Below are 24,791 nucleotides of genomic sequence, written 5' to 3'. Positions count from 1 at the left end.
CAAGCCTCTCCCACCTAAGCCTTCGGCTATCGGTGTCGGCTTACTTTTTCGCGTGTGCGCAGCCCGGCGGCTGGTGGCCAAGGTTTCGCGCCTCAGCTGCCAAGAAAAAAGGAAGCTTCCTTTTTTACTTACGGAAAAGGGTGAAAACCGGCGTAGGTTTACCGGATAATCAGCCAACTTAACAATTATGAAACCCAACCCATCCTCCAGCCCATCAACAAATCCTTTATGCCACTCCTCAATTTGCTTGTCCACTCTTCTAATCTTAAGTTCTATTTCAAGTCCACTCATTGGTTCAAGGTACGCGTAGTTTGGGGAGAATCGGCGATCTGCTCATTGCGTGTCGGATTGATTGATTGTACCGATAACCGGAAGCCGTTAATATTGGCGTTACATCGACCATATCGACGGAAGGAGGTACACATACGATGGCAGCCCAGTCACCCAAAATAAAACGCGAGGATTTGATAACCGCTAGGCAACCAGGGACATCTCGCAACCGGTACATAACCAATATCCGCAAGCATTGGATGCTGTATGTCATGATTATTCCCGGAATTGTCTACTATATTGTGTTCAAATATGTGCCGCTGGCGGGCAGTGTCATCGCATTTCAGGACTATCAGATTTTCAAAGGCATCCTTGGCAGCCCATGGGTGGGCCTGGACAATTTCGGATTTATTTTTTCCTACCAGGATTTCTACAACGTGCTGCGCAATACGGCGGTCATTGCTTTCTATCAGCTTGTTTTTGGTTTTCCGGCCCCGATCGTGCTGGCTCTCCTATTCAATGAGATTCGCATCATGCTGGCAAAACGGGTCGTGCAAAGCATGTTCTATCTTCCGCACTTTTTATCGTGGGTTGTTGTCGGCGGGATCGTCTTCGAGCTGTTGTCCAACCAAGGGGTTGTGAATGCGGTGCGGGACTGGTTCGGCTACGAACCCATTCTGTTCATGCAGGAGGAGCGGTATTTCCGAGGGATTGTCGTGCTGTCCTCGATCTGGAAGGAAGTCGGCTGGGGAACGATTATTTATTTGGCTGCCATCGCCGGCATCAATCCGAATTTATATGAAGCAGCCGTCATGGATGGAGCAAGCCGGTGGAAACAAACGATTTATATTACGCTGCCCACGATGTTTCCGACGATTCTGGTGCTGTTCCTGCTCCAGATCGGTAATTTCCTGGAGCTCGGCTTTGATCAGATTTACAATTTGCTGACGCCGATGACGTATTCGGTAGGGGATATCATCGAAACGTACGTCTATCGTGCGGGTGTGCTTCAGGGACAATACAGCATGACAACGGCCATCGGGCTGTTCCAGTCCGTTATTGGGTTTATACTGCTGTGGATTTTTAACCGGTTGGCTAGAAAAACGGATCAGGGGTTGTGGTGATGAAAGCGACATTCGGAGAAAAAATTTTTCAGACGCTGAATTATGTGTTTCTGTTCGCTGCTGCGGTGACGATGCTGTTCCCGCTTCTTCAGCTGCTTGCCGTATCGCTCAGCTCCCCGGTAGCTGCCGATTCGAAGGAAGTATTCCTGCTGCCCGTGGAGTTTACGACCGCTTCTTGGGAGCACGTATTAAAAAATAAAGGCCTGTGGACATCATTCGGGATTACCGTATATATTACGATCGCCGGAACGCTGCTCAGCATGCTGTTTTCGGTCATGACGGCATATCCGCTTTCACGACGGGAATTTCTGATCCGCAAACAAGTCATGTTCGGCATTGTGCTCACGATGATTTTCAACGCGCCGATCATCCCGTTTTTTTTGACTGTTCGCGAGCTTGGCATGATGAACTCCTTGTGGGCGCTCATCATTCCCGGTCTGGTTGGCACATTCAACATGATCATTATCCGGACCTTTTTCATGGGCATTCCCAGTGAACTGGACGACTCGGCGCGAATCGACGGATGCAGCGAGTTCGGCATATTGTTCCGCATGTATTTGCCTTTATCCAAACCGGTGATGGCGACGGTCAGTCTGTTTTACGCGGTCGGATACTGGAACACCTTCTCCCGTGCCGTGCTGTTTATAAGGGATCCGGAGAAATGGCCGCTTCAAATGAAGCTGAGAGCGTACCTGCAGTCTCCTGAGGAGCTGGCTGCGGTCAATCTGTTTCTTGGGGATTACGATTTCAACACGACAACCTTGAAAGCGGCAACAATCCTGTTTGCCACCATCCCGATCATTCTGGTGTACCCGTATCTGCAAAAATATTTTGTCAAAGGGTCCATGCTGGGTTCGTTAAAGGAATAAGGCAAAGAGAGGCAGGCGATATGAAATCGGTCTTGCAGCCGGTTTGATATAACAACCCATCTGAAAAAAGGGGAGGATTTACTCATGTCGAAAAAATGGTTTTTCCAAAAAGGGGCATGGAAACCGGCGCTCACGGCGACACTTGCGGCAGTCATGCTGTTTGGCTGCGGCGGCAAGGGCGACAACGAATCGCAAGCGGGCCAGGGCGGGGAGGGAAATGAAGAACTTACACAGGTAAAGGTGTTCAAAAGCCACATGGGCGTCGGTACGATTCCGGGCGCGGATAATCCGCATGTCCAGTATGTGGCGGAGCGGACCGGTGTAGAATATCAGCTGGTGACGACCCCGCCGGGATCGGAGCCGACTGAATATCTCAATCTGATGATTGCATCCGACGACTTGCCCGATATTCTTCGGCCCATCGGCGGGATCGAGCAGACCCTTATTCGCCAGGGAGGAGCGCTGGCACTGGATGATTTGCTGCCCCAGTATGCCCCGAACGTATGGAACAATATCCCGCAGGAGGCATGGGATGTCGTTCGATCCGCTTCGCCGGACGGCAAAATCTATTATGTGCCTAAAGTGTTCCTGGTGCCGGAAAGAGCGCCGCTGATCCGCCAGGATTGGCTTGACAAGGTGGGGATGTCCATGCCGAAGACAACGGAGGAATACAAGGAGGTGCTGCGCGCCTTCCTCAACGAAGACCCGAACGGGAACGGCCTAAAGGACGAACTGCCTACAACGGGCCGCGAATTCGGCAAATGGATGGACCATTTGTTCGCCATGTTCGGCGTCGCGATGTGGGAGGGGAATCCGGAATGGGACGTCTATGACGGAAAAATCCAGTATGCCGGCGTAACGGACAATATGAAGGCTGCCATTGCGTTTGCCCGTGAGTTATATGACGAGAAGCTGCTGGACAACGAGACGTTTCTGAACAAAGGCGATGTATGGACAGCTAAAATCAATAACAATCTGGTCGGCAGCTGGTACCACCTTCCTGCCAACCTGCGCGATCGGTTCACGGCCATGCAGCAAAAAGCACCGGATGCTTATATCGTTGGCATGCCGCTTCCAAAGGCCGATGGGTTTGAGGGCTTTGTCACGCAGAAGAGCATGGGCGAACCGGAGTGGATCATTCCGGCAAAGGCCCAGGATAAAGCCCCTGCCGCCTTGAAGCTGCTCGATTTCTTCTATGACAGGTCGAATGACGAATTTACCCGCTTTGGCATCGAAGGATTGCAGCATGAAGTTGTAGATGGCAAAAAAGTGCTGCTTCCGGCCGAGGACAGCCGTCCGTTGGCGCTCGGCATGCGCAACCTGACGACAGAGGAGGACATGGACATCCGGATTCAGGAGACGATCCCGGAAGACATGCAGCAGATGGTGAAGGATATATTCGAGGTGAGTACCGCGGACGCGAAGCGGATCGCCGGGGACGGACTTCCGAGTACCGTGTATGAAGGCTTCCCGGATATTCAATCGCATAAGCTGTTTCAGGAATATGTAACCAAGATTGTTATCGGCGAATGGCCGCTGGAGAAGTTCGATGAATTCGTTGACCGCTGGCATAAGGCAGGGGGAGACGAAGTAACGAAGAGGGTGGAGGAATGGTACTCAAGGATGTGATCATACAGTGAAAAAGAAATATGCCATATGCGGTGTGAGCGGTCGTGCGCTCGGCATGTTCGCCAAACCGATTCTGACGACGCATGCACGGCGCTGCGACCTGGTTGCCATACTGGACTGCGATCCGGCCCGCTTCGAGCTGTACCGCTCCCGCTTCCCGGAGCATACCGCCGTCGGAACTTACGGTGAAGAGGAATTCGGGAAGATGATTGACGAGACTCGGCCGGATGTGGTCATCGTGGCGGGGCGCGACGATACGCATGCGCGTTATATTGTTGCCGCGCTTGAACGGGATCTGGATGTCATCACGGAAAAGCCGATGGTCACGACGGGCGAGGACGCTCGGCGCGTGTTGGATGCGGAGCGGGTGAGCAAAGGCTCGGTGACGGTCACGTTTAATTACCGTTATGCCCCGATTCACGCCAAAATCAAAGAAATGGTGTGGGAGGGCAAACTCGGCCGGATTACATCCGTCGATCTCAACTGGTATTTAGACACGTATCATGGCTCCAGTTACTTTAAACGGTGGAATCGCCGGCGCGAGATGTCAGGAGGTCTCTCCATTCATAAGAGCACGCATCATTTCGACCTCGTGAACTGGTGGATCGGGCAAAAGCCGGTCGAAGCCTTCGCCTACGGGGCGCTCCATTATTACGGTGCCCAAGGGGAGCTGAATCCGGGCAAAGAAGACGGTCGTCATTGCGGAACCTGCCTCTCAGCCAGCCGCTGCGCCTATCATTCGCGCTGGAACGCACGTCATGTGCAGGACGATCATCTTGGCCAGCTGGATAGCGGGGGACCGCAATTTCCTTATACAGGCTACCGCCCGGACCGGTGTATTTTTGATGATGAGATCGATATTGAGGATACGTATGCGGCCACCGTTAAATACAGCGGAGGCGCACTGCTCAGCTATTCCGTCAACTTTTCGTTGCCGTATGAAGGGTATCGCTTGGCGATCAACGGTACGAAAGGCCGGCTGGAGACGATCGAATATCATGCACCGTCCCGAACCCCTTTTCCAACACCGATCCAGACGATCGACTACTTCCCGTTGTTCGGCTCCAAGGAAACCATCCATGTCGTCCATCGGGAAGGCGGCCATGGAGGAGGCGACCCGCTTCTGCTGAACGACCTGTTTCTCGGTGAGAACCGGGAAAGGCCGTTCCCGATTTTGTCCGGGGCTGTGGATGGCGCCTATTCCGTGGCAACGGGGGAAGCCGTGTGGCGTTCCGTGAAGGAACACCGTCCGGTGGCGATAACGGATGTTCTGGGCGGGTGGAAGGAGAGTGAGCCTATTGAACGATAAAGGATACTTTGACCCGGCGGAAAGCCTGGCTTCCCAAACAGAGGGCAGTAACATCGAGCATGCGCTAACGGTCATTGCCCAGCGTTATGTCGGTGACAATCCGCCTCATGCCCCGGTTTACCGGGTGACGCGCAAGAGTCCGATCCGCAAGCGGGCCGACCACTGCTATCAACTCCCCATCGCGGATATGTTCCCCGAGATGACGGGGAGCCAGGTGGTCTACGCCTGGACGAAGCTGTGGGCTGCCGAAGCGCAGAGCTTTCCCTTTCTGATGGAATGGACGGGGCACGTTCGGCTTTACCATAACGGCCGGAAGCGGTTCGGTTCGGCGCCAGGGGAAGAAGCGACAGCAGGCGAATTGCCTCTGAAGCTTGGGATTCAGCTTACCAAGGGATGGAATCACTTCGTCCTGGAATTCCGCCGGAGCCCAAACGGCTGCGGAGCGGTATTTGGCACAAGCAACCGCAAGAACAAGCCGTTTCACTTTCTGGCTCCATCCATGGAGCGGGAGGGCGAGGAAGGATGGATTGTGACGGTGCCGCTGGACGGGGCGCTTGCCCGCATCCCCGATTCAATGGAAAGTGAATCATGGACGGGTGCACAGTGGCTGCCCGTGCCAGCAGAGCACGGTGGGGAAGCAGATGGCGGCCCAATGTTGAGAATGTACGGGCGGAAGCCGGGGTATGCCGCTTACGCCTGGACTGCCGTGGTCAACCGGACCTTAACGGCCAAGAAGGTGACCTTGTCGGGAACCTCCTATGGTCCGGTCCGGTTTGAATGGAACGGCAGGGAGGTTTACACAAGTCGGGAGGCAGGCACATTCCGTATTGCCATCGATGTGCCTCCGGGCCGCGGGGAGCTTACCGCACGCAGCGAATGCGTTCAAGAGGGCTGGGGATTCGAGGTCAGCGAAGCCTCGCCTGAAGGGATGCTGACCGCGCCGCGCAGGGTGCACGGCCTGAACGGCGCGTGGCTTTATCTGGGTCCGATCCGTGCGGAAGCAGAACTTGAGCTGACCGACTATTTCGGACTGGATACGGTTGCTGTTGACGGCGGACAGACGCTGTTCTGGACAGGAAGCGAACCGGGAGCCTGTGTGAGGCCGTTTTTGGAGAATGAGCTTTTCGGCCGCTGGAATTATCCGCTTGGTGTTACGCTGTACGGCTTGCTGGAGTCGGGTAGGCTGCTGAATCGCCCGGACATCCAGGAATATGTGCTCCGCCATGTCGAGTTTGCAGCGGGGCATTACGAATATTCCTTATGGGACCGGGAGGAATTCGGCGCGGCAGGGCTGAACAATCAGCTGTCCGACATCGACAGTCTGGACGATTGCGGATCGTTCGGCGCGCTAGCCATTCTTGCAGACCGAATTCGATCCTTGAAAGGGGTGCACAAGGCGGCGGACGACATCGCCCGGTACATCATGGCTAAGCAATCACGTCTTGAGGATGGGGCGCTTTATCGCGAAGTCGGCGTTTCCCCGAGCATGCACCTTACGATGTGGTGCGACGATATGTATATGAGCGTGCCGTTCCTGTGCCGATACGCCGAGATGTCCGGCGATTCCCGCTATCTGGACGAGGCAGCACGCCAGCTTCTGCTGTATAAGTCCTACCTATACCTGCCCGACCTGCAGCTGATGTCGCATGTATACGATGTGCGTCATGGGCAGCCTTCCCAGACGGTATGGGGACGAGGCAACGGATGGGTGTTTTTCTCGCTGTCAGAGCTGCTTGCCGTGCTTCCGTTTGGCCATCCCGACTATGAGGAACTGCTGCTTTTTTATCGCGCGCTGGCGGAAGGGTACCTTCGTGTACAGGGAGTGAACGGGTTATGGCACCAAGTGCTGACAGACCCTGAATCCTATGAAGAAGCCTCGTGTACCGCAATGTTTATTTTCGGCATGGCGCGGGGGATTCGCCACGGCTGGCTGGAGGACCCGGATCCGTACTTGCAATCTGCCGCTGCGGGGTGGGAAGGTTTAACCAGCAGGGCCATCGACCGCCGGGGAAATGTGTATGGCGTGTGCAAGGGCAGCAGCTGGTCGACCTCGCATGCTTACTACAAGCACGATTTATCGTGGAACTTGAATGATACGCACGGAATCGGCATCGTGCTGTTGGCCGGAGTCGAGCTGCTCGGACTGATGCGGGCCAGCCCAATTGTGAACGCTTAGATTTGCGTGACGGCAGGAGCGGAACGTGAGCTATAATGGAACCATTCTGGTAGTAAAGCGGGGGTTGATATGTTCCTATCGATCGGCAAGTGGCTGAAATACACGCTGGCCCATACGCAAGCGCGGCTGGTGCTCATTTTGACCGTTTCCGTTTTTATGATCATTTTGGCCGTCAGCCTGACATCATATTACACCTCCAAATCGGTGCTTCAGGAAGAGCTCAGCGAGCCGCAGCACCAAATGCTGCAGATCAGTATGAAATATATCGACGATTTGATCCGGGAGAGCGACAAGATTGCGGTCCAGGTCGCGGTGAATGACTATATCTACGATTTTCTGACGAGCGAGAACCAGAACTCGGTGTCCAATATATCGACATTGTACCGACTGCTCTCAACCTGGATCAGCAATTCAAAATACATTAACAGTATATACGTATACGATGTCGAGCGGGGAAGCTTTATTTCGCTTCCGCAGGGATACAGCTCGAGCAAGCTCACATTCGTGGATTCCGAGTGGACCGGTATCGCAGACGAATTCGGAGACGACACGATGATGATCCGCAAAAGGCATGTCCCCGAGGGGGCGGGTAATAAAGGATCGGAGCTGACGCTGTTCCGCAAAATCATGATCCAGGGCCGATTAAGAGGCGTCGTGGCGGTCAATTTGCTGGATGCTGAACTGTTCGCGAAATTGAATCCGCCGGCGCTGTCCCAGTTGGACAGCATGCGGTACATCGTGGACCAGCATAATAACATTCTTTATTCGGTTTCGAATTCGGAATTCCAACCGGAAGCGGTGAGGCAGGCGCTGCACGAGCTGAAGGAAGACCACTTCGGCGATTTTTTCCATGAGGGACGGAAGCTGCTGGTCAATCAGATCGAATCGCCGCTGACCGGATGGAAATACGTATCCATCGTCTCCCAAGACAGTTTGCTTGCACAGTCCAAAAAGGTGCGAGACACGGTGCTGTATGTATCGGTTGCGGCACTTGCGCTCGGCGTGCTGACCATTCTGTATGTAAACTCCGCGGCCTTCCGGCCGGTGCGCAGGCTTAAGCAGCTGTTCAGCGCCTACGACGGGAAGGCGACCAGCCCGGATCGCATCGATCTGGAAAAGCTGGCCGGCGAACTGCTCAGCAATCATGCGCATCTATCTCAGCTGATCCGCGAGACGATATCCGATGCGGCTTCCAAGTTTCTGTATGACATTCACTCGGGTCATATGAGCGGCAGACGCGAAATCCGCGAGAAGTGGAGACGGTATTTTGCGGAATGGACGGATGCGCCCGTCACGGTAGCGGTGCTGTCGATCGACCGCTATGATTCGTGGTCGCGCAGGTTTCCGGCCAGTGACCACTCGCTGCTGAAGTTTGCCCTGGCCAATATCATGGCAGAGCTGCATGAGCCCGAATGGAGGGTGGCCTGTGCCGATTTCGGAGCGGACCGGATGGCTATCCTGTTTCAACCGCGGAGCGGCGAAACTCGGCCTCCGCTGGCCGAGGCGATCGAAACGGTGTCCCGTTTGCTGAAATTCAGTGTGTCCGCCGGCGTGAGCATGCCGCAGAGTGAGGTTTGCCGGTTAAAGCAGGCCATGCTGGAAGCGGAGAACGCGTTAACCTACCGTTTATATAAAGGGTACGGTCAGCTCGTGCCGTTTCAGGATGTATCCAGTCACGAAGTGACGGATATGCAGCCGCAGGAAGATGGCGTACGAGAGTTGATGACTGCTGTGGAGACCGGTGAAGGGGAGCGGGCTATAGAGCTGCTTGGGCGTATTATTGGCGATATCCGCAGCCGTTACTGGTATCCCTCGGAGGCGCTTGCCTTGCTTCAGGGGCTGCTGGAACGTCTTAGAGGGATATGCCCAGAGGGCGAAGGTCCCGAGGGGGACCCGGCCGGTCGGCTGGGCACGCTGTACATTGAAGATATCGAGGCGGAGCTTTCCGGCCTGATTTCGGTCTTGGCCGACCGCTACCGCCGTTTAATCGGCAGCAAGGATTTCTTGATGTGCCAGCGGATGATCGAATTCATGGAGCAGCACCTCGGGGATCCGATCGGCATTCCGGAAATTGCGGAATCGACCGGCATCAGCAGCAGCTTGGCCAGCCAGTTGTTCAAGCAGGAGACAAACGAAACGATCTATAACTACTTAACCCGGCTGCGGATGGAGCGGGCTAGCGAGCTGCTGGTTAAAACCGACCGCAAAATATCCGATATCGCCCAAATGGTGGGCTACCAGCATGAAAACAGCTTCATTCGCAGCTTCCGCAAATTCAAGGATATCACCCCGGGCAAATACCGGGATATGATGAGAACCCGGATAGACGCCTTGTTTGAATGAAGGGGCCGGGAAGGAAGGAGCTATGGAGATGGAGAGAAAGCAGATTGTTTGGCGGCATAATCCTGAATTCGACAGGCTGGATTCGCTTTCGCCACTGTCTGTAGGCAACGGGGAATTCGCGTTTACCGCCGATATTACAGGGCTGCAGACATTTCCTGAACAATATGAGGTGCCGCTTGGCACCCAGTCGAACTGGGGCTGGCATTTTACGGGGGGGCGCGGAAGGTTCTCCGCAAAGGATGCAGCGTTGCAGATGTTCGAGACCCACGGCCGGCAGGTCGGCTATCCGATGAAGCCGGGGGATAAGCCGGAAGCTTACCAATGGCTGCGGCAAAATCCCCACCGTCTTCAGCTAGGCCGGCTGTCGTTCCGATTTCTGGACGAAGCGGGAGAGGAGCTCGGTTACAGCGATGCAGGCCAATTCCGTCAAAAGCTCGATCTGTGGACGGGCATTCTATCGAGCAAGTTCGAAATTCGCGGCGTGCCGGTTGAAGTTACGACGGCGTGCCACCCCGAAGCTGATATTTTGGGCGTGCGGGTGATCTCGCCCCTTATCCGGGAAGGGCGGCTTCAGGTATTCATCCGCTTCCCCGCACCGGATATGACTCATTCGGCTTGGGCAAAATCGGTGTTTCCCGATTGGGAAAGTGATCATCGACATGATACCGTTCTCGTTCGGCAGGAGAAAGGAACGGCCTTGATGGAGCGGACGCTGGATGAGGAGCGTTATGCGGTCCGCTGGCATTGGAATATTGGCCGGCTGGAACAAACGGAGACACATGAATTTACGCTGTATCCCGGCGAGTCTCGGGATGAATCCCCGGATGAATCGCCGGAGGAGCTGACGTTTTCCGTCGGCTTTGCGGCTGGGTCGCCCGGTGCGGCTGACTTTGAAGCTATTGTTTCGGCCAGCGCCCGGCATTGGGAATCGTTTTGGCAGAGCGGCGGTGCAGTCAGCTTCGCAGGCAGCTCCGATCCGCGAGCCTTTGAGCTGGAGCGCCGCGTTGTCTTGTCGCAATGGTTATGCGCCATTCACAGCGGGGGCTCGATGCCGCCCCAGGAGACCGGTCTTATGTACAACAGCTGGTTTGGCAAATCGCATTTGGAGATGCATTGGTGGCATGCCGCTCATTTCGCGCTGTGGGGCCGGGCCTCCATATTGCGGAGAAGCATGGACTGGTACAACGGTATACTGCCGGTCGCCCGCGAACTGGCGCTATCGCAGGGATACGAGGGAGCGCGCTGGCCGAAAATGGTCGGTTTCGACGGCATTCCGTGCCCCTCGCCGGTTGCCCCGGGCTTGATCTGGCAGCAGCCGCACCCGATCGCCATGGCGGAGCTGTGCTACAAGGCCGACCCGGCACAAGAAACGCTGCGCCGGTTCCGTGACATCGTCTTTGAATCGGCTGACTTTATGGTTTCCTATGCCCACTGGAATGAGTCAAAAGATGCCTTCGATCTCGGACCGCCGCTCATTCCGGCGCAAGAATGCCATCCGATGAACGCTAGCGTGAACCCGCCTTATGAGCTGGAGTATTGGAACTATGGCCTGGATATCGCTATAAAGTGGGCTGATCGATTGGGTGTCCAGCCGAATCCGCGCTGGGTTGAGGTGGCGAGTCATCTGGCAACGCCGCCCCGGCTGGACGGCGTTTACCTGGCGCATGAGTTGGCGCCGGATACGTTTACGGAGAAGAACCATGACCATCCGTCCATGCTCTGCGCATTAGGCGTGCTTCCCGGCAAGCTTGTCGACCGGGAAACCATGCGGCGTACATTGTGGAAGGTCAAGGACGATTGGAAATGGGAATCGGCCTGGGGATGGGATTTTCCCGTATGCGCCATGACCGCTGCTCGGCTCGGCGAGCAAGATCTGGCTGTGGATTTTCTGTTAATGGATGAAATTAAAAACACGTATTTGCCGAACGGGCATAACTATCAGCGACCGGGTCTGACCGCTTATTTGCCGGGTAACGGCGGACTGCTTACGGCGGTGGCCATGATGGCCTGCGGCTGGGAAGGAGAAGAGGATCTGTGCTGTCCGGGATTTCCGGCAAGCGGCTGGACGGTGCAGTGGGAGGGGCTGAAGCCGTGGCTTTAGCTTCGTCTTCGGCTTGTACAACTTGCGGACAGGAGGGCTGAATATGGCCAAGGGAACGGTGTGGAAGCCGGAACGTAAGCAGTATCGCGACCGGTTGACCGGAGTCGAAGTGGTGCAGCTGACCGACTATAAGGCTCATAGTCATCATCTATATTTTACGGAGAACGGATGGTATGACGGCGGCAAGCGGCTGTTGTTCGTATCGGATAGGGAAAACAGTTCGAACTTGTACAGCATGGATGTCAACAGCGGTGAAATGCTCCAGCTGACGGATTACCTGGACAATGATTTTGTAGATGCCTGTCTGTTACCGGATGGCCGGTCCGCCTTCGTCAAAACGGGTCGGAGCGTACGCCGCCTTGATCTGGCAACTTTGGAGGAAGAGCTTGTCTACGAAGCCCCGGAGGGGTACAACATCGGCAACCTGAGCTGTCCTGCCGATGGTCGCTCGGTCGTCACTTGTATACAGGAGGATCTATCCCATCGTATGCAGCTAGATCTGGGCAATGGCTATGTCGGCCACAGGGAGTTGATGGAGGCAGCTCCTCACAGCCGGATTGTGCGGATCGATTCGGAAGGGCAGACGCAGCCGGAAACCCTATATGAAGCCCATCGCTTTATAACCCATATTAATGCATCACCCGTCGAACCATGGTTGATCACCTTTTGCCACGAAGGGCCGTGGCATTTGGTCGATCACCGGATATGGGGACTGGATCTTCGGAACGGAGAGGCCTGGAGAATTCGCCAGCGCCTTGAACCCGGAGAAAAGGTTGGTCATGAATTTTTTTATCCTGACGGCGTTACCATCGGTTACCATGGCTTCCGTACGGATGGAACCAATTTCTTCGGAAGTATCCGGTATGACAATACGGCCATGGAAGAGACGGATTTCGGGTTTGATACGTGGCATGCGTATGCGGACGGCCTCGGTCAGGCCGTTGTCGACGGCAAAGGGGCGGTCAAAACGCTCTCCGTATGGCGTAAAGACGCCAAAGGAGTCTATCAAGGGCCGAGGATGCTGTGCGAGCTCCGATGCAGTTTTCATTCCCAGAAGGTGCATGCGCATCCGCGTTTTGATCCGGACGGTAAACGACTCTTGTTTACAAGCGATAAAAATGGTTATGGCAATCTGTATCTGGTCGACATGCCGGAAGATTTCGATTCGCTGCCGCTGCAATCGGTCTAAAGCGAAGGCGAGGGGAGGGGTCAACCGTGGCTGAAGCAACGGTCCTGGAACGAATACCGGTCCGGGTGGCAGAGACGATCTTGTCCGCTTGCGTGGACGGATACCATCCGAATATAGCCAACAAATGGGGCTACGTGGCCGGCATGGCTTTGAGTGCACTGGGCCGCCTGGCCGAATGGACGGGTGAGAAGCGCTACAATGAAGCAGTCAAGCGCCATATGGACGTCTTCATACAAGAAGACGGGACGATAGCAGGCTATATACTGGAGGACTATAATCTCGATCATATCAATAAAGGTAAGAATCTGCTGCCCTTGTGGCGCACGACAGGAGAAGAGAAATACCGCAGGGCTACCGAGCTGCTGGCATCTCAGCTGGTTGGACAGCCGCGGACAGATGAAGGCGGATTTTGGCATAAGAAAATCTATCCGTTTCAGATGTGGCTGGACGGCCTCTATATGTCGTCACCGTTTATGGCGGAGTATGCAAAAACGTTTGATGCACCGGAATGGTTCGACGAAGCGGCCCGTCAGCTGCTGCTCATCGAGCGGCGTACGCGGAATCCGCAGACGGGCCTGCTGCATCATGCTTATGATGAGAGCCGGGAGCAGCGCTGGTGTGACAAGGAAACGGGCCGCTCGCGCCATGTATGGGGGCGGGCCATGGGCTGGTATGCGATGGCCTTAGTGGACTCACTGGAGCATTTCCCCGTAAGGCATCCGCAGCGCGGCCAGCTGATGGGCATTTTCGAACGAATGGCCAATGCGCTCGTACGCGCCCAGGATCAAGACAGCGGGCTGTGGTATCAGGTGATGGACTGCAACGGACGGCTGGGCAATTATTTGGAGGCTTCGGGCTCCTGCATGTTGACCTATGCCTTGGCCAAAGGCATTCGGCTTCATTATTTGGCCGAGATCGACATCGGGGTGGTCGAACGTGCCTATGACGGCATCAAGAAACGTTTTCTCACCGTCGATGCGGAAGGACTGCACCTTCACGGCATATGCCACGGCGCCGGATTGGGCGGGCGGAAATACCGTGACGGATCGTACGAGTATTATTTGAGTGAAAAGGTAGTCAGTGACTCGCTCATGGGCGTCGCACCGCTCCTGCTGGCCAGCATCGAAATGGAGAGGCTGCAGGCGGGAAACGAGGGCGGGCATCGAGGATGAGTCAAGAGAACCTGTTGACCATGAGGTATCCCGCATCTTGGTGGCGTAATATGTGGCGTGAGGGGTTACCCTCAGGCAATGGAATGGTCGGAGCCTCGGTATTCGGGGGCGTGCAGGAAGAGACGGTGCTGCTGAATCATGAGGGGTTGTGGCATTGGGGCCGGAAGGATCCGCTGCCGGACGTGGGCATGACGCTTGCCGAAACGCGCAGGCTGATGGATGAAGGACACTATGCGGAGGGCAGCTGGAATTTGGCGAACGCTTTACGGGAGCGGGGATACGGGACGAGGCTGGCCTCCCGCTTCCCGCTCGCGGCGATTAAACTGCTTATGCCCAGCACACGGGCTTTCCGCCATTACCGAAGAACCCTCAATATGGAGACCGGCGAGGTTTCGGTTGGCTGGACGGACAGTTCGATCCGATACGTAAGGCGGTTGTTCGTCTCCCGTGCAGATAGGGCTATCGTTTACGAGATTGGCTCCGAGGGATGTGCTAACCAACAAATAAACCCAGAAGGCAGGGAAGGGATCGGTAAGCATATCGAGGTTCAAGCCGGGACGAGTCACTGTATTTCGGGAGAGATTGGACTGGCGCTCTACCCGAGCGACCGATTGGGGGATACGCCGGAATTCAAGGAACTGGCCGAATCCGTGGTCACTTCGGCGAAAGGGACGTTTATCCGGTACGCCGGCCGCAATGATGACGGTACAGATTTCGGGGCAGTGCTGCGGCTTATTTGTGAAGGCGGAAGTTTACAGTCTACCAAGGAAGGAACGATGTTGAGGTTTGTTAAGGCCCGACGGGCGCTGGCACTGGTGAAAGTATTTATCCGTGGCAAGCGTGAACAGGAATGGGAGCAGCTTGAGCGCGAGCTCAGTGACTTCCCTGAAAATTGCGAATATGACCTGCTTCTCAAGCGCCACGCCGAGCTTCATGGTCCATTGTTCCATTCCGCATCCCTGGAGCTGAACGTGACCAGCGGGGACGTGCGTTCGAACGAGGAACTGCTGCTGGAGGCTTACGAGGGCGAGGCGCCCGATTCGCTTGTTCGTAAAATGTGGGCTTATGGAAGGTATTTGTTTATTAGCGGGACGGCGGCCGAATCGGGGCCGTTCGGACTATATGGCCTGTGGGGCGGAGACTACCGGCTTGTCTGGTGCCACCATATGGCGAATGAGAATATTCAAATGATGTATTGGCACGCGCATGTTGGAGGCTTGGGAGAACTAGTACCCCCTTTGTTCCGCTACTACGGGAGCCTAATGGACGATTTCCGCGGCAATGCCCGCAAGTTGTACGGTTGTCGCGGAATCTACATCCCGGCTGGGACTACGCCAGGGATCGGAACGCCGAATCAAATCGTACCCGTCATTCTAAACTGGACGGGAGCGGCCGGGTGGCTGGCCCGGCATTATTATGAGCATTTTTTGTATACGGGCGATATCCGGTTTTTGCGGGAGGAGGCGCTGCCGTTCATGCGTGAGGCCCTTCAATTCTACGAGGACTTCGCAGTCGTTGGTGAGGACGGCACCTACCGTCTGTATCCTTCGGTTTCGCCGGAGAACACGCCGCTCAATTTCATGCCGGAGGACGGAAGGCAGCTGGCTCACCCGATGCCGACAACCGTCAATGCCACGATGGATATTGCAATTATGAAAGAACTGCTTGCCCATCTGATCCAAGCGAATCGGCTAGTCGGAGGCCCAGGTTCGGAGGAAGAACGGTGGAAGCGAATGCTGGAACGCATTCCGCCTTACCGGACGAATAGGGACGGAGCCCTTGCGGAATGGCTGGATCCCGCGTTTGAGGACCGATACGATCACCGTCATCTCTCCCATATCTATCCCTTGTTCCCGGGTGATGAAGTGACCCGGGAATCAGCACCAGAGTTGTACGCCGCTTTTGAGAAGGCGGTGCGTCTGCGCCGACTCGGAGCCCAAAGCGGTTGGTCACTTGCCCATATGGCTTCCATTTACGCGCGGCTGGGGGCAGGCGATCGTGCGCTGGAGTGTCTTGATACATTGGCGCAATCATGTCTGCTGCCGAATCTGTTTACCCTCCATAATGATTGGAGGGGGATGGGGATATGCATGGATATGCCGGCAGCGCCGATACAGCTCGATGCAAACATGGGATGGGTGAATGCCGTACAGGAGATGCTGCTGCAGGTGTCGCCGGATATAGTGAAACTCCTGCCGGCTTTGCCGGAGCGCTGGCGTAGTGGCCGACTCTCAGGCTGGAGATACCATACCGGTCGAATCACCGTGGAATGGAACCGGGATGCCGGTATGTTCCACGCCAAGCTTGAGGCTGAACGGGAGACGGACATCCTCGTTTCCCTGCCGCCTTGGGCAGGGGAATGTTCCATGTCCGGCCAGGGAGCCTCCGTCCAGCCATCAACGCTAGGGCCCCTTTTTTATGCAGTCCGTCTGCGCCCGGGGACACAGCTGTTGATCCATTGCAGCCCGTAAGTCGAAGTAGACGTAAGCGGACCTCGAAACTGAAATTGGCCGAAGACCATTTCATCGCAAAAAGCACCTCAACCATGGGCATGTGCCTTTGGTTGAGGTGCTTTTATTTATAGGTTATCCTGGCTTGACAGGGAATCATGTAACCCCGCTGCCCACCTTCATTACGGCTGCAGGGAGATACCGAATGCCGAGCCTGGGGCACCGGCAAATACGACAGCTCCATTGGCAGGGAGCTTCACTTCATTACTGCCGCTGACGATGCTGTAGTTCACAACGGCACCTTTGTCGTCATACACGGCGAAAGCGCCTTGTGCCGGCAGGGTGACGATCATCGTTTTGCCTGCAGCTTGTTTAGGGACGGTGTACCATTTGGCATAGCCATCGGCTTGCAGGGTGACGGTTGATTTTTTTCCTTTATAAAGCGGCTTAACGTTCTTACCGCTCACAAACAGGGAGCCTGCCCCTTCGAGATACTCAACGCCCTTTTCCTTATAGAAGCGGAATTCGGACGTATCCCGGCTGCCGATCGCCGGAACCTGATGCTGGCTTACTGCGGTATCCGGGTCAATGATCTTTTTGTCCATCATATAACCTTCCAGACCGCTCTTGCTGTTAATCTCAACCGTCGGTTTCGTGATGAAGTACATCAACGATGTGAATTTCTCATTCAATGGATAGAACGTTTCGCCTTCCCGCTTGGCCCAAGCGGCAGCGGTCTCCTTGGATAACGGGTTCGCTTCCATTTTCTCGGCGGTATAATGCGATAAAGCCATTTGCCCAAGTCCAGGAATCGTTACATATTGTCTTACCCACAAATAGAGGCGGTTATTCTTTTCTTTGACGAAGCTTACCTTCGTGCTGCCATCCGCGCTGACAAATGTTCCATCTGCAGTGTATACATATTTCTCCGCAGGATAATCCGGCACCATCGGTACGGTAATGGACAATTCGCCGTCCTTGATGTCGACTTTCATCTGCTGATTCGTCACGCCATAGTAACCGGCATATTTCGCGATGTCGCTAGGCATGTCGGCCTTGACCGGTTTGCCGAATGATTTTTCCGGCTTGAATTCCTTGATGGTGCCTTTCTCCTTGAGTGCTTGCAGCAGAATTTCGTTGGCCAACAGTTGGTTGGTTGAGCTGGAACCGCCGGAAGATAACACAGCAGCTGCCATATTCTGCTCAGGAAGAACTACGAGCGAAGCGTGATACAGGATAGTGTCTCCGCCTTTGGTTACGGCCTTCATGTCATATTGGTTAAACGGAAACAGTCTCACGCTGTCCCAGCCGAGTCCGTAATCGAACGAGTTATCGGCATCTTCGGGCCACAAGCCCTTTTTATATTCTTCCTGCTCCATGGCTTTGACGGATTTCTCGGAAAGAATGCCTTCGGCTTCTCCGGTGAAGATCTGCGCGAACTGCACCAGGTCTTCAGCCGTAGAATAGATGCCGCCGGTTCCGATCACATTGACCGTCTCGTTAGGAAGCTGTCCTTGGTGAGTAGGATAGTACAGACCTGCCATTTGGCTTAACTCCAACGTATCTTGGGATGTCTTCGTGTGGTCCAAATCTAACGGCTCGGTAAAATATTGATGGATGAATGCGGTAAAATCCTTGCCGCTCACTTTCTCTACCAGTATCTCAGCTAGCGTGAACCCGTCATTACAATAAACGGAGAATGCACCTGGGTCCGCTTTCAGGTTTTGGGTGGACAGCTGCTTCAGCAGCGTGTCATGTGCATGAGGGTCATTATCCTCGAACAAAAATGCATTGTTCAGGCTTGAGCCTTGCAGTCCGGAGGAATGGTTGAGCAGCATGCGCGGCGTGATTTTTTTGTAACGTTCGTCTTTCATCGTGAATTCGGGTATGTACTGAACCAGAGGCGTATCCAGGTTGATTTTCCCCTCATCCACCAATTTCATTACCGCAGCGGCGGTGAACACTTTACTCGTGGAGCCGATGCCATACATCGTATCCTTGGTCAACGGTTTCTTTCCTTCGATATCATTGACGCCTGCTTGCCCGGACACGGTAATCTTGCCGTTGTCGATCAAGGCATATTGGACGCTTGTCGTTCCATACGTCCCGGTGAGCAGCTTGGCTTTCTCTGCGGCGGTTTTCTCAAGGCTCCCTCCAGCGGCAGCTTGGCTGTTATCTGCTGCCATTACCCCAGCTGGGAGAACCAGTGTGACTGCGAGAAGGGTTACGAGCATACGTGATAGTCTTTTCTTCAATGAATAAATACCTCCTTATGATGAATGTACTAGTTAGTACGATTTACCAGCCCGAATGGTTCAATCTTTTTTCATATTTCTGTGAAATGATGATGGATACGTATGGGAAGATAGCGATAATTCCTTGTCGCAGCCGGGATAGAGGAGCAGGAAAAAAACAAGTGAGGGGAAACACAAAAAAACAGGCATCCCATTCATAGCCGTGAAGCCATTAGGGGAATGCCTGTTTTTTAACTAAGGACGATAAGCAGCGCCGAGGTGGTTCCGACGAAACAGCCTGCCAAACAATCCGAAGGGTAGTGAAAGCCCAGATAGATGCGCGACAGGCTGACCGTAAGGGCCAGCAGGATCAAGAGCAACGACAGCCAAGGCGTTATGAATAGAAACGGCGTGATAATGGAAAAGATGGCCGTCGAGTGCCCGGAAGGAAACGAATGGTCCTTCATCGGTTTTTGTTCGAACCGCACCTTTTCCAGTGCCAGATAGGGCCTGATGCGCCGCATCTTCCTTTTGATGAGGGCCGTAATCAGGAAGCTGAGGGAAAGCGCCAAAAAGCTCTGCCACCCCATCGTATTCCACGGCTCAGGTGCAAAAAACGCTATCGAAAGTGTCAGCACAATGGTAAAGATAGCACCCCCCATATGGGTGACCAGCGCGAGCATCGAATCCACCGTTTTGTTGCTGATCTTGCGGTTTAACCAGCGGAAGATAAGGTGGTCATGTTGCTGAAGCCAATCCATCGAACGAGTAATCATTGTGAACAGAACACCTCACATTATAATTTTGTAAGCTGTCAGCCCAAAAAAGTTCAATCAGGCTGAGGATATATGCTTGTAAGGGCCGAGATTCAAAGTGTAGACAAGAGGCTTACATACGACAGTATACAGGAGAATTGTTAAGCGTGGGTATGAATGACATGTATTTTTTCATAATTTGAACGTTCTTTCTCGCACATGAGTTGAGGGCTAACCGTTTGAGCGTGTTGGAAGCACGCTTCACAAGATTATGGTTTCCAAGGGATGGTGACTTCATGTTCCCATGTTCTCGGAGCCCGGAATCCGATATAATGAAAGCATCTATCCATGCATAAGGAGGAGAAGCATGAAATTTCGCGTTTCTGCCGTGCAATATCATCTGCACACTATTCAATCCTTTGACGATTTTGCCCATCAATCGGAGCATTATATCCGAACGGCGGAGGAATTCGAAGCCGATTTTGTGCTGTTTCCGGAATTTTTCACGACGCAGCTGATGTCCATCGGGGATGATCAAGGGAAGGCATTGACGATCAATGATCTTCCGGATTTCACAGACCGTTACCGCGAGCTGTTTCAGGGCTTTGCGAAGCAATATAATATGCATATCATTGGCGGTACGCACGTCATTCGCCGGGAAGGGAAGCTGTACAATGTAGCGCATCTGTTCTATCCGGACGGCCGCATTGCGGAGCAGGCCAAGATTCATATCACGCCTTCGGAGATTAGCGGATGGAATATGGGAACAGGCGAAGGGCTCGAAGTGTTCGAGACGGAAAAAGGCACCATTGCGATGCTGACCTGCTATGACATCGAATTCCCTGAGATCGTGCGCATGGCCAAGGCTAAAGGGGCCGACGTCATTTTCTGTCCATCCTGTACGGATGATCGTCACGGATTCCACCGCGTTCGCTACACCAGCCATGCCCGCGCCATTGAGAATCAAATCTATGTGGTGCTGACAGGTACCGTTGGCTCGCTGCCAACCGTGGATCTGATGCGTGCCAACTTCGGACAGGCGGCCATCATTACCCCGAACGATATCCCGTTTCCCCCGCAGGGCCTGCTGGCCGAGGGAGAGCTCAACAACGACATGATCATTACAGCCGATCTCGATCTGGATTTATTGTACCAAGTGCGGGAGAAGGGATCCGTCACGACATGGCGCGATCGCCGCACGGATTTGTATCCGGATTGGAAATAAGCCGTTTATCATCACTTGAGGAAAATAGGACAAAGGCGGTGCAGAGGAAATGGCCCGGTTTCATCAACAGTTTTATGTATTTGACGACGCCAGGCCGGTGCCGGTTGTCATACGAAGCTACACGGAAGCGGATTTTGACGAGCTGATCGTCATTCAATCCGAGACGTTCCCTCCCCCGTATCCGCCGGAGCAGTTGTGGAACAAGGAGCAGCTGAAGCAGCATGTCACCTTGTTCCCTGAGGGTGCTCTGTGCGTTGAAGTGAGCGGGATGCTCGCCGGGTCGATCACCTCGCTCATTGTGGATTACGATCCGCGAGAGCCTGCCCACTCCTGGGCGGATACCACGGATAACGGGTATATCCGGACGCACAAGCCGGACGGGAATACGCTATACATTGCCGACATTTGCGTCAGGCCGCGCTTTCGTAAGCTCGGACTCGGCAAATGGCTGATCCAGTCGCTGTACCATGTGACGGTGAATCGGGGACTGGACCGACTGCTTGGCGGCGGACGGATGCCCGGCTATCATCGGCATGCCCATGAAATGTCGGCTGCGGAATATCTGGACGCTGTGATCCGTGGTGATCTCAAGGATCCGGTGATTACTTTCCTGCTGCGTTGCGGCCGGACGCCCGTTGGGGTGGCAGCGGAGTATTTGGAGGATGAGGAATCCTGCAATTATGGGGCTCTGATGGAATGGAAGAATCCGTTCAGTGGGTGAAGTAGTTTCGCGTGAATGATAATGAATTGGCTTCATATATAAAGTGGATTTTTTGATTACATATATAAGGAGGCTTTTATTTAATGGAATATATCCGTATTACCAGCATCGACGATCCCTTGTTCCGCAAAATGCATAATCTGATGAAGGAAGTGTTCCCTCCGGAAGAGGTGCTGGAATTCAGTCTATGGAAAGAACCGCTGGAGGATCCGGGTATTCGGGTGTTTGTTGCCCTGCATGAGGACGAAGTGGTGGGTACGACGGAATACCGCTATTACGAGGATTGGAATGTCGCGATGACCGATTTTACCATTATCGGGCGGGAAGGGCTTGGTATCGGCCGATTTCTGGCACAGCATCGCTTGAAGGATCTGAATCAACTGGCGGCAGCGAACGGTAAAGCGTTGTTCGGCATGTTTGCCGAGATCTACGATCCATATCGGGTACAGGACTATGCATTCGGCGGGGTAAAGCCGATGGATCCGTTCGTTCGCCGCGAGGTGCTGTCGCATCTTGGCTACAAACGCACGGATATCGCCTACGTGCATCCATCCTGGAATAATGATGGCGAAGCCGTGAGCGGGCTCGACTTCTGCTTCATGCCGGGCGATGATACTGTCAATGAATTGCCTGCAGAGCTGATCGTAAACTTCTTGAGACGATACTATTCGGTACTGCCTGAGAAACCGCAGGCTTGGCATGACATGGTCGCCAAGCTGGAAGCGCGGGAGAAGGTATCGCTGCTGCCGTTGTAATCTATATTGTGGATCATGCCTGATTCGTTATGGATCAGGCATATTTTTTTCCGGTTACGCCTATAGCATGTGATATTTGGTATTCTAATCGTAGAATGACGGCAACCCCTTATATTCAGACATGCGTGCAGAGCTATGATCCGGCAGCCTATTTTGGCAAGGAAATCACAGGTGTAAGTTATAGTGAGTGGCACAAGCAATGGGCCGAGAAATACGGAGATTGAGGATGCGGTCGGTCTTCCGTGTAAGCACGTGGATCAACTTTTTCTTCACATTTGCTAAAATCCTCATTTGAATTGCAAGGCTATACTGGATATAGTAATACAATAGGTAAGGAAAAGAGGAACGTACATGAACGACCGAAAACAAGTGAGCATCCGTCTTCAAAGCCTTCACGAAGGGGAGAATACGATACAGGAGCTTCCGGCAGAGGCGTTTATCAAAGGGAATGTCCTGTATGTTCGCTATACAGAACCAGCACTTGGACCGCATCAAGGGGAAACCCGGGCGATGCTCAAGCTGACGGAGGACGAGCTGAAGCTGATCCGTCACGGCGAGGTGGAGTCCGAGCAGGCATTTAAGCTGGGTCAGCGATTGCCTGGGTATTACCGCTCCCCGTTCACTTCATTTAATCTGTCTACGCACACCCAGCGTCTGGAGCTAGCGTTTGAAGGCGTGTCCGGACGAGCGGCTTGGGCGTATGATTTATATGTGTTTGACGAGTTTTCGGGACACTTTTCGATCAGTTTGACTATTCAGGAGGCACATGAATCATGATAATGAATCCATTAGATCACATTAACGGGCTGGTTGCAGAAGCGGTGGCGGACGCTGCCGTAGCTGCAGGGCTGGTTTCCCGTGAGGAACTGCCGGGCATTACGCTGGAAGTTCCCAAGGATAAGTCGCATGGCGACTTGGCTACGAACGTAGCGATGCAGTTGACACGAATCGCTAAGAAGAACCCGCGGCAAATTGCGGAGGCTATCTTGGAGCATTTGGACATGGCGAAAGCTTCCATTGAAAAAGCAGAAATAGCCGGGCCGGGATTCATTAACTTTACCTTGGACAAGGGGTACCTCTATCCGATCGTTGCATTGGTAGAAGAACAGGGCGACAACTACGGGCGGATTGCTGCGGGTAAGGGGCAAAAGGTTCAGATGGAGTTTGTCAGCGCTAACCCCACCGGAAGTCTGCATCTGGGACATGCCCGCGGAGCGGCGGTAGGCGATGCCCTCTGCAATGTGCTTGATTTTGCAGGCTACGAAGTTACGCGCGAATACTACATCAATGATGCAGGCAACCAAGTGGTCAACCTGATTAAATCCCTCGAGGCCCGTTACTTGCAGGAGCTCGGACAGGATGCCGAAATGCCGGAAGATGGATACCATGGCGAAGATATCAAAGGGTTTGCCAAAGAGCTTGTAGCCGAGAAGGGCGACTCTTTGCTATCCATGGATCCAGGCGAGAGAACGGCATTCCTTCGTCAGTTCGGACTTGAGAAGGAACTGGATAAAATCAAACGCGATTTGAATCGATTCCGCGTTCATTTTGACGAATGGTTTAGTGAGACATCCCTGTATGAGAACGGACTCGTGGAGAAATCCCTGGAAGAGCTGAAATCGAAGGGCGAAGCTTATGAGAAGGATGGGGCAACCTGGCTTCGCACAACCGACTATGGGGATGACAAAGACCGCGTCCTCGTGAAGAATGACGGAACCTATACTTACCTGACACCGGATATTGCGTACCACCGGAATAAATACGAGCGCGGCTATGACAAGATTCTTAATATTTGGGGAGCCGATCACCATGGTTATATTCCGCGGATGAGGGCTGCCATGGAGGCGCTCGGCAATGATCCGGACAAACTGATTGTATTGATCGCCCAGATGGTCAGCTTATTCCAGGATGGCGAGAAAGTGAAGATGTCCAAGCGTACAGGTAAAGCGGTCACGATGGAAGATCTGATGGATGAAGTCGGCGTGGACGCGATCCGCTATTTCTTCACCATGCGCAGTATGGATTCGCATCTGGATTTCGATATGGATCTGGCGATGTCTACGTCCAATGAGAATCCGGTCTTCTATGTGCAGTATGCTCACGCACGTATATGCAGCGTATTCCGCCAAGCAGAGGAGCAGGGTGTTAACCTCCTGCCGCTTTCCGAAGTGAACCTGAGCGTTCTTACAACCGAGCATGAATACGACATTTTGCGCAAAATAGGAGAGCTTCCGCAGGAAGTGTCGCTTGCTGCAGAGAACTATGCTCCGCACCGACTCATCCGGTATGTATACGAGCTGGCTTCCTTGTTCCACAGCTACTATCGAGCCGAACGTGTGATTACCGAGGATGCGGATCAAACGCAGGCTCGCCTTGCTTTGCTTCGAGCAGTTCGCACGGTCATCGCTAACGTGCTTCGCCTGATGAGCGTATCGGCGCCAGAACGGATGTAAGGGATTTTGCTTTTTA

18 protein-coding genes are annotated in these 24,791 nt (G+C 54.0%); 15 read left to right on the top strand and 3 right to left on the bottom strand.

The features are described from left to right. Window positions 1-291 (bottom strand): hypothetical protein (locus PLA01S_RS32310; RefSeq protein ID WP_218033673.1); only part of this gene is annotated, 291 nt, incomplete at its 3' end. 137 nt (window positions 292-428) lie between these two features. On the opposite strand from PLA01S_RS32310, the gene PLA01S_RS30165 reads away from it, so the two are divergent. The 10 genes from PLA01S_RS30165 to PLA01S_RS30120 all read left to right on the top strand — a co-directional run bounded on the left by PLA01S_RS30165 (window position 429) and on the right by PLA01S_RS30120 (window position 16,653). Continuing rightward, window positions 429-1,394 (top strand): ABC transporter permease, encoded by a 966-nt coding sequence (locus PLA01S_RS30165; RefSeq protein ID WP_127596026.1) that lies wholly within the window; start codon window positions 429-431, stop codon window positions 1,392-1,394. After that, on the top strand, window positions 1,394-2,263 hold the full coding sequence (locus PLA01S_RS30160; protein WP_127596023.1) for a carbohydrate ABC transporter permease: 870 nt from the start codon (window positions 1,394-1,396) through the stop codon (window positions 2,261-2,263). The genes PLA01S_RS30165 and PLA01S_RS30160 overlap by 1 nt, the downstream gene beginning before the upstream one ends. 84 nt (window positions 2,264-2,347) lie before the next feature. Then, on the top strand, window positions 2,348-3,892 hold the full coding sequence (locus PLA01S_RS30155; RefSeq protein WP_127596020.1) for an extracellular solute-binding protein: 1,545 nt from the start codon (window positions 2,348-2,350) through the stop codon (window positions 3,890-3,892). Window positions 3,893-3,899: 7 nt separating this feature from the next. Beyond that, window positions 3,900-5,201 carry a Gfo/Idh/MocA family protein gene (locus PLA01S_RS30150; RefSeq protein ID WP_127596017.1) on the top strand — a complete coding sequence of 434 codons (1,302 nt, stop codon included), beginning with the start codon at window positions 3,900-3,902 and terminating at the stop codon, window positions 5,199-5,201. Further along, window positions 5,182-7,377 (top strand): glycoside hydrolase family 88/105 protein, encoded by a 2,196-nt coding sequence (locus PLA01S_RS30145; protein WP_371860474.1) that lies wholly within the window; start codon window positions 5,182-5,184, stop codon window positions 7,375-7,377. The genes PLA01S_RS30150 and PLA01S_RS30145 overlap by 20 nt, the downstream gene beginning before the upstream one ends. A gap of 69 nt (window positions 7,378-7,446) precedes the next feature. Then, on the top strand, window positions 7,447-9,720 hold the full coding sequence (locus tag PLA01S_RS30140; protein ID WP_127596012.1) for a helix-turn-helix domain-containing protein: 2,274 nt from the start codon (window positions 7,447-7,449) through the stop codon (window positions 9,718-9,720). A 22-nt stretch (window positions 9,721-9,742) separates the two neighbouring features. Beyond that, on the top strand, window positions 9,743-11,821 hold the full coding sequence (locus PLA01S_RS30135) for a glycoside hydrolase family 65 (protein ID WP_127596010.1): 2,079 nt from the start codon (window positions 9,743-9,745) through the stop codon (window positions 11,819-11,821). Between the two features lie 43 nt (window positions 11,822-11,864). After that, window positions 11,865-13,010: an oligogalacturonate lyase family protein gene (locus PLA01S_RS30130; RefSeq protein WP_127596007.1), complete on the top strand. Its 1,146-nt coding sequence runs from the start codon at window positions 11,865-11,867 to the stop codon at window positions 13,008-13,010. Window positions 13,011-13,036: 26 nt separating this feature from the next. Beyond that, window positions 13,037-14,182 (top strand): glycoside hydrolase family 88/105 protein, encoded by a 1,146-nt coding sequence (locus PLA01S_RS30125; protein WP_127596004.1) that lies wholly within the window; start codon window positions 13,037-13,039, stop codon window positions 14,180-14,182. Continuing rightward, window positions 14,179-16,653 carry a glycosyl hydrolase family 95 catalytic domain-containing protein gene (locus tag PLA01S_RS30120; protein ID WP_127596001.1) on the top strand — a complete coding sequence of 825 codons (2,475 nt, stop codon included), beginning with the start codon at window positions 14,179-14,181 and terminating at the stop codon, window positions 16,651-16,653. The genes PLA01S_RS30125 and PLA01S_RS30120 overlap by 4 nt, the downstream gene beginning before the upstream one ends. 161 nt (window positions 16,654-16,814) lie before the next feature. On the opposite strand, the gene PLA01S_RS30115 is transcribed toward PLA01S_RS30120, so the two are convergent. Both PLA01S_RS30115 and PLA01S_RS30110 read right to left on the bottom strand, forming a co-directional pair. Further along, window positions 16,815-18,887, bottom strand: coding sequence for a serine hydrolase domain-containing protein (locus tag PLA01S_RS30115; protein WP_127595998.1), 2,073 nt, complete (start codon window positions 18,885-18,887; stop codon window positions 16,815-16,817). Between the two features lie 230 nt (window positions 18,888-19,117). Next, on the bottom strand, window positions 19,118-19,642 hold the full coding sequence (locus tag PLA01S_RS30110) for a phosphatase PAP2 family protein (RefSeq protein ID WP_127595995.1): 525 nt from the start codon (window positions 19,640-19,642) through the stop codon (window positions 19,118-19,120). Between the two features lie 346 nt (window positions 19,643-19,988). Between PLA01S_RS30110 and PLA01S_RS30105 the strand changes: the two genes are divergently transcribed. The 5 genes from PLA01S_RS30105 (at window position 19,989) to argS (ending at window position 24,775) form a co-directional block, all read left to right on the top strand. Continuing rightward, window positions 19,989-20,846: a carbon-nitrogen hydrolase family protein gene (locus PLA01S_RS30105; protein ID WP_127595992.1), complete on the top strand. Its 858-nt coding sequence runs from the start codon at window positions 19,989-19,991 to the stop codon at window positions 20,844-20,846. A gap of 49 nt (window positions 20,847-20,895) precedes the next feature. Continuing rightward, window positions 20,896-21,567: a GNAT family N-acetyltransferase gene (locus PLA01S_RS30100; protein ID WP_100541590.1), complete on the top strand. Its 672-nt coding sequence runs from the start codon at window positions 20,896-20,898 to the stop codon at window positions 21,565-21,567. 83 nt (window positions 21,568-21,650) lie between these two features. Next, complete coding sequence (locus tag PLA01S_RS30095; RefSeq protein ID WP_127595989.1) at window positions 21,651-22,322, top strand: GNAT family N-acetyltransferase; 672 nt, start codon at window positions 21,651-21,653, stop codon at window positions 22,320-22,322. Between the two features lie 351 nt (window positions 22,323-22,673). Beyond that, window positions 22,674-23,099 carry a YwiB family protein gene (locus PLA01S_RS30090; RefSeq protein ID WP_127595986.1) on the top strand — a complete coding sequence of 142 codons (426 nt, stop codon included), beginning with the start codon at window positions 22,674-22,676 and terminating at the stop codon, window positions 23,097-23,099. Continuing rightward, window positions 23,096-24,775 (top strand): arginine--tRNA ligase, encoded by a 1,680-nt coding sequence (gene argS, locus PLA01S_RS30085; RefSeq protein WP_127595983.1) that lies wholly within the window; start codon window positions 23,096-23,098, stop codon window positions 24,773-24,775. The genes PLA01S_RS30090 and argS overlap by 4 nt, the downstream gene beginning before the upstream one ends. Window positions 24,776-24,791 lie beyond the last annotated feature (16 nt).

This window comes from Paenibacillus lautus NBRC 15380, assembly GCF_004000945.1.
Classification (GTDB): Bacteria; Bacillota; Bacilli; order Paenibacillales; family Paenibacillaceae; genus Paenibacillus_AQ; species Paenibacillus_AQ lautus.
This window is presented reverse-complemented; position numbering and strand designations above follow the sequence as displayed.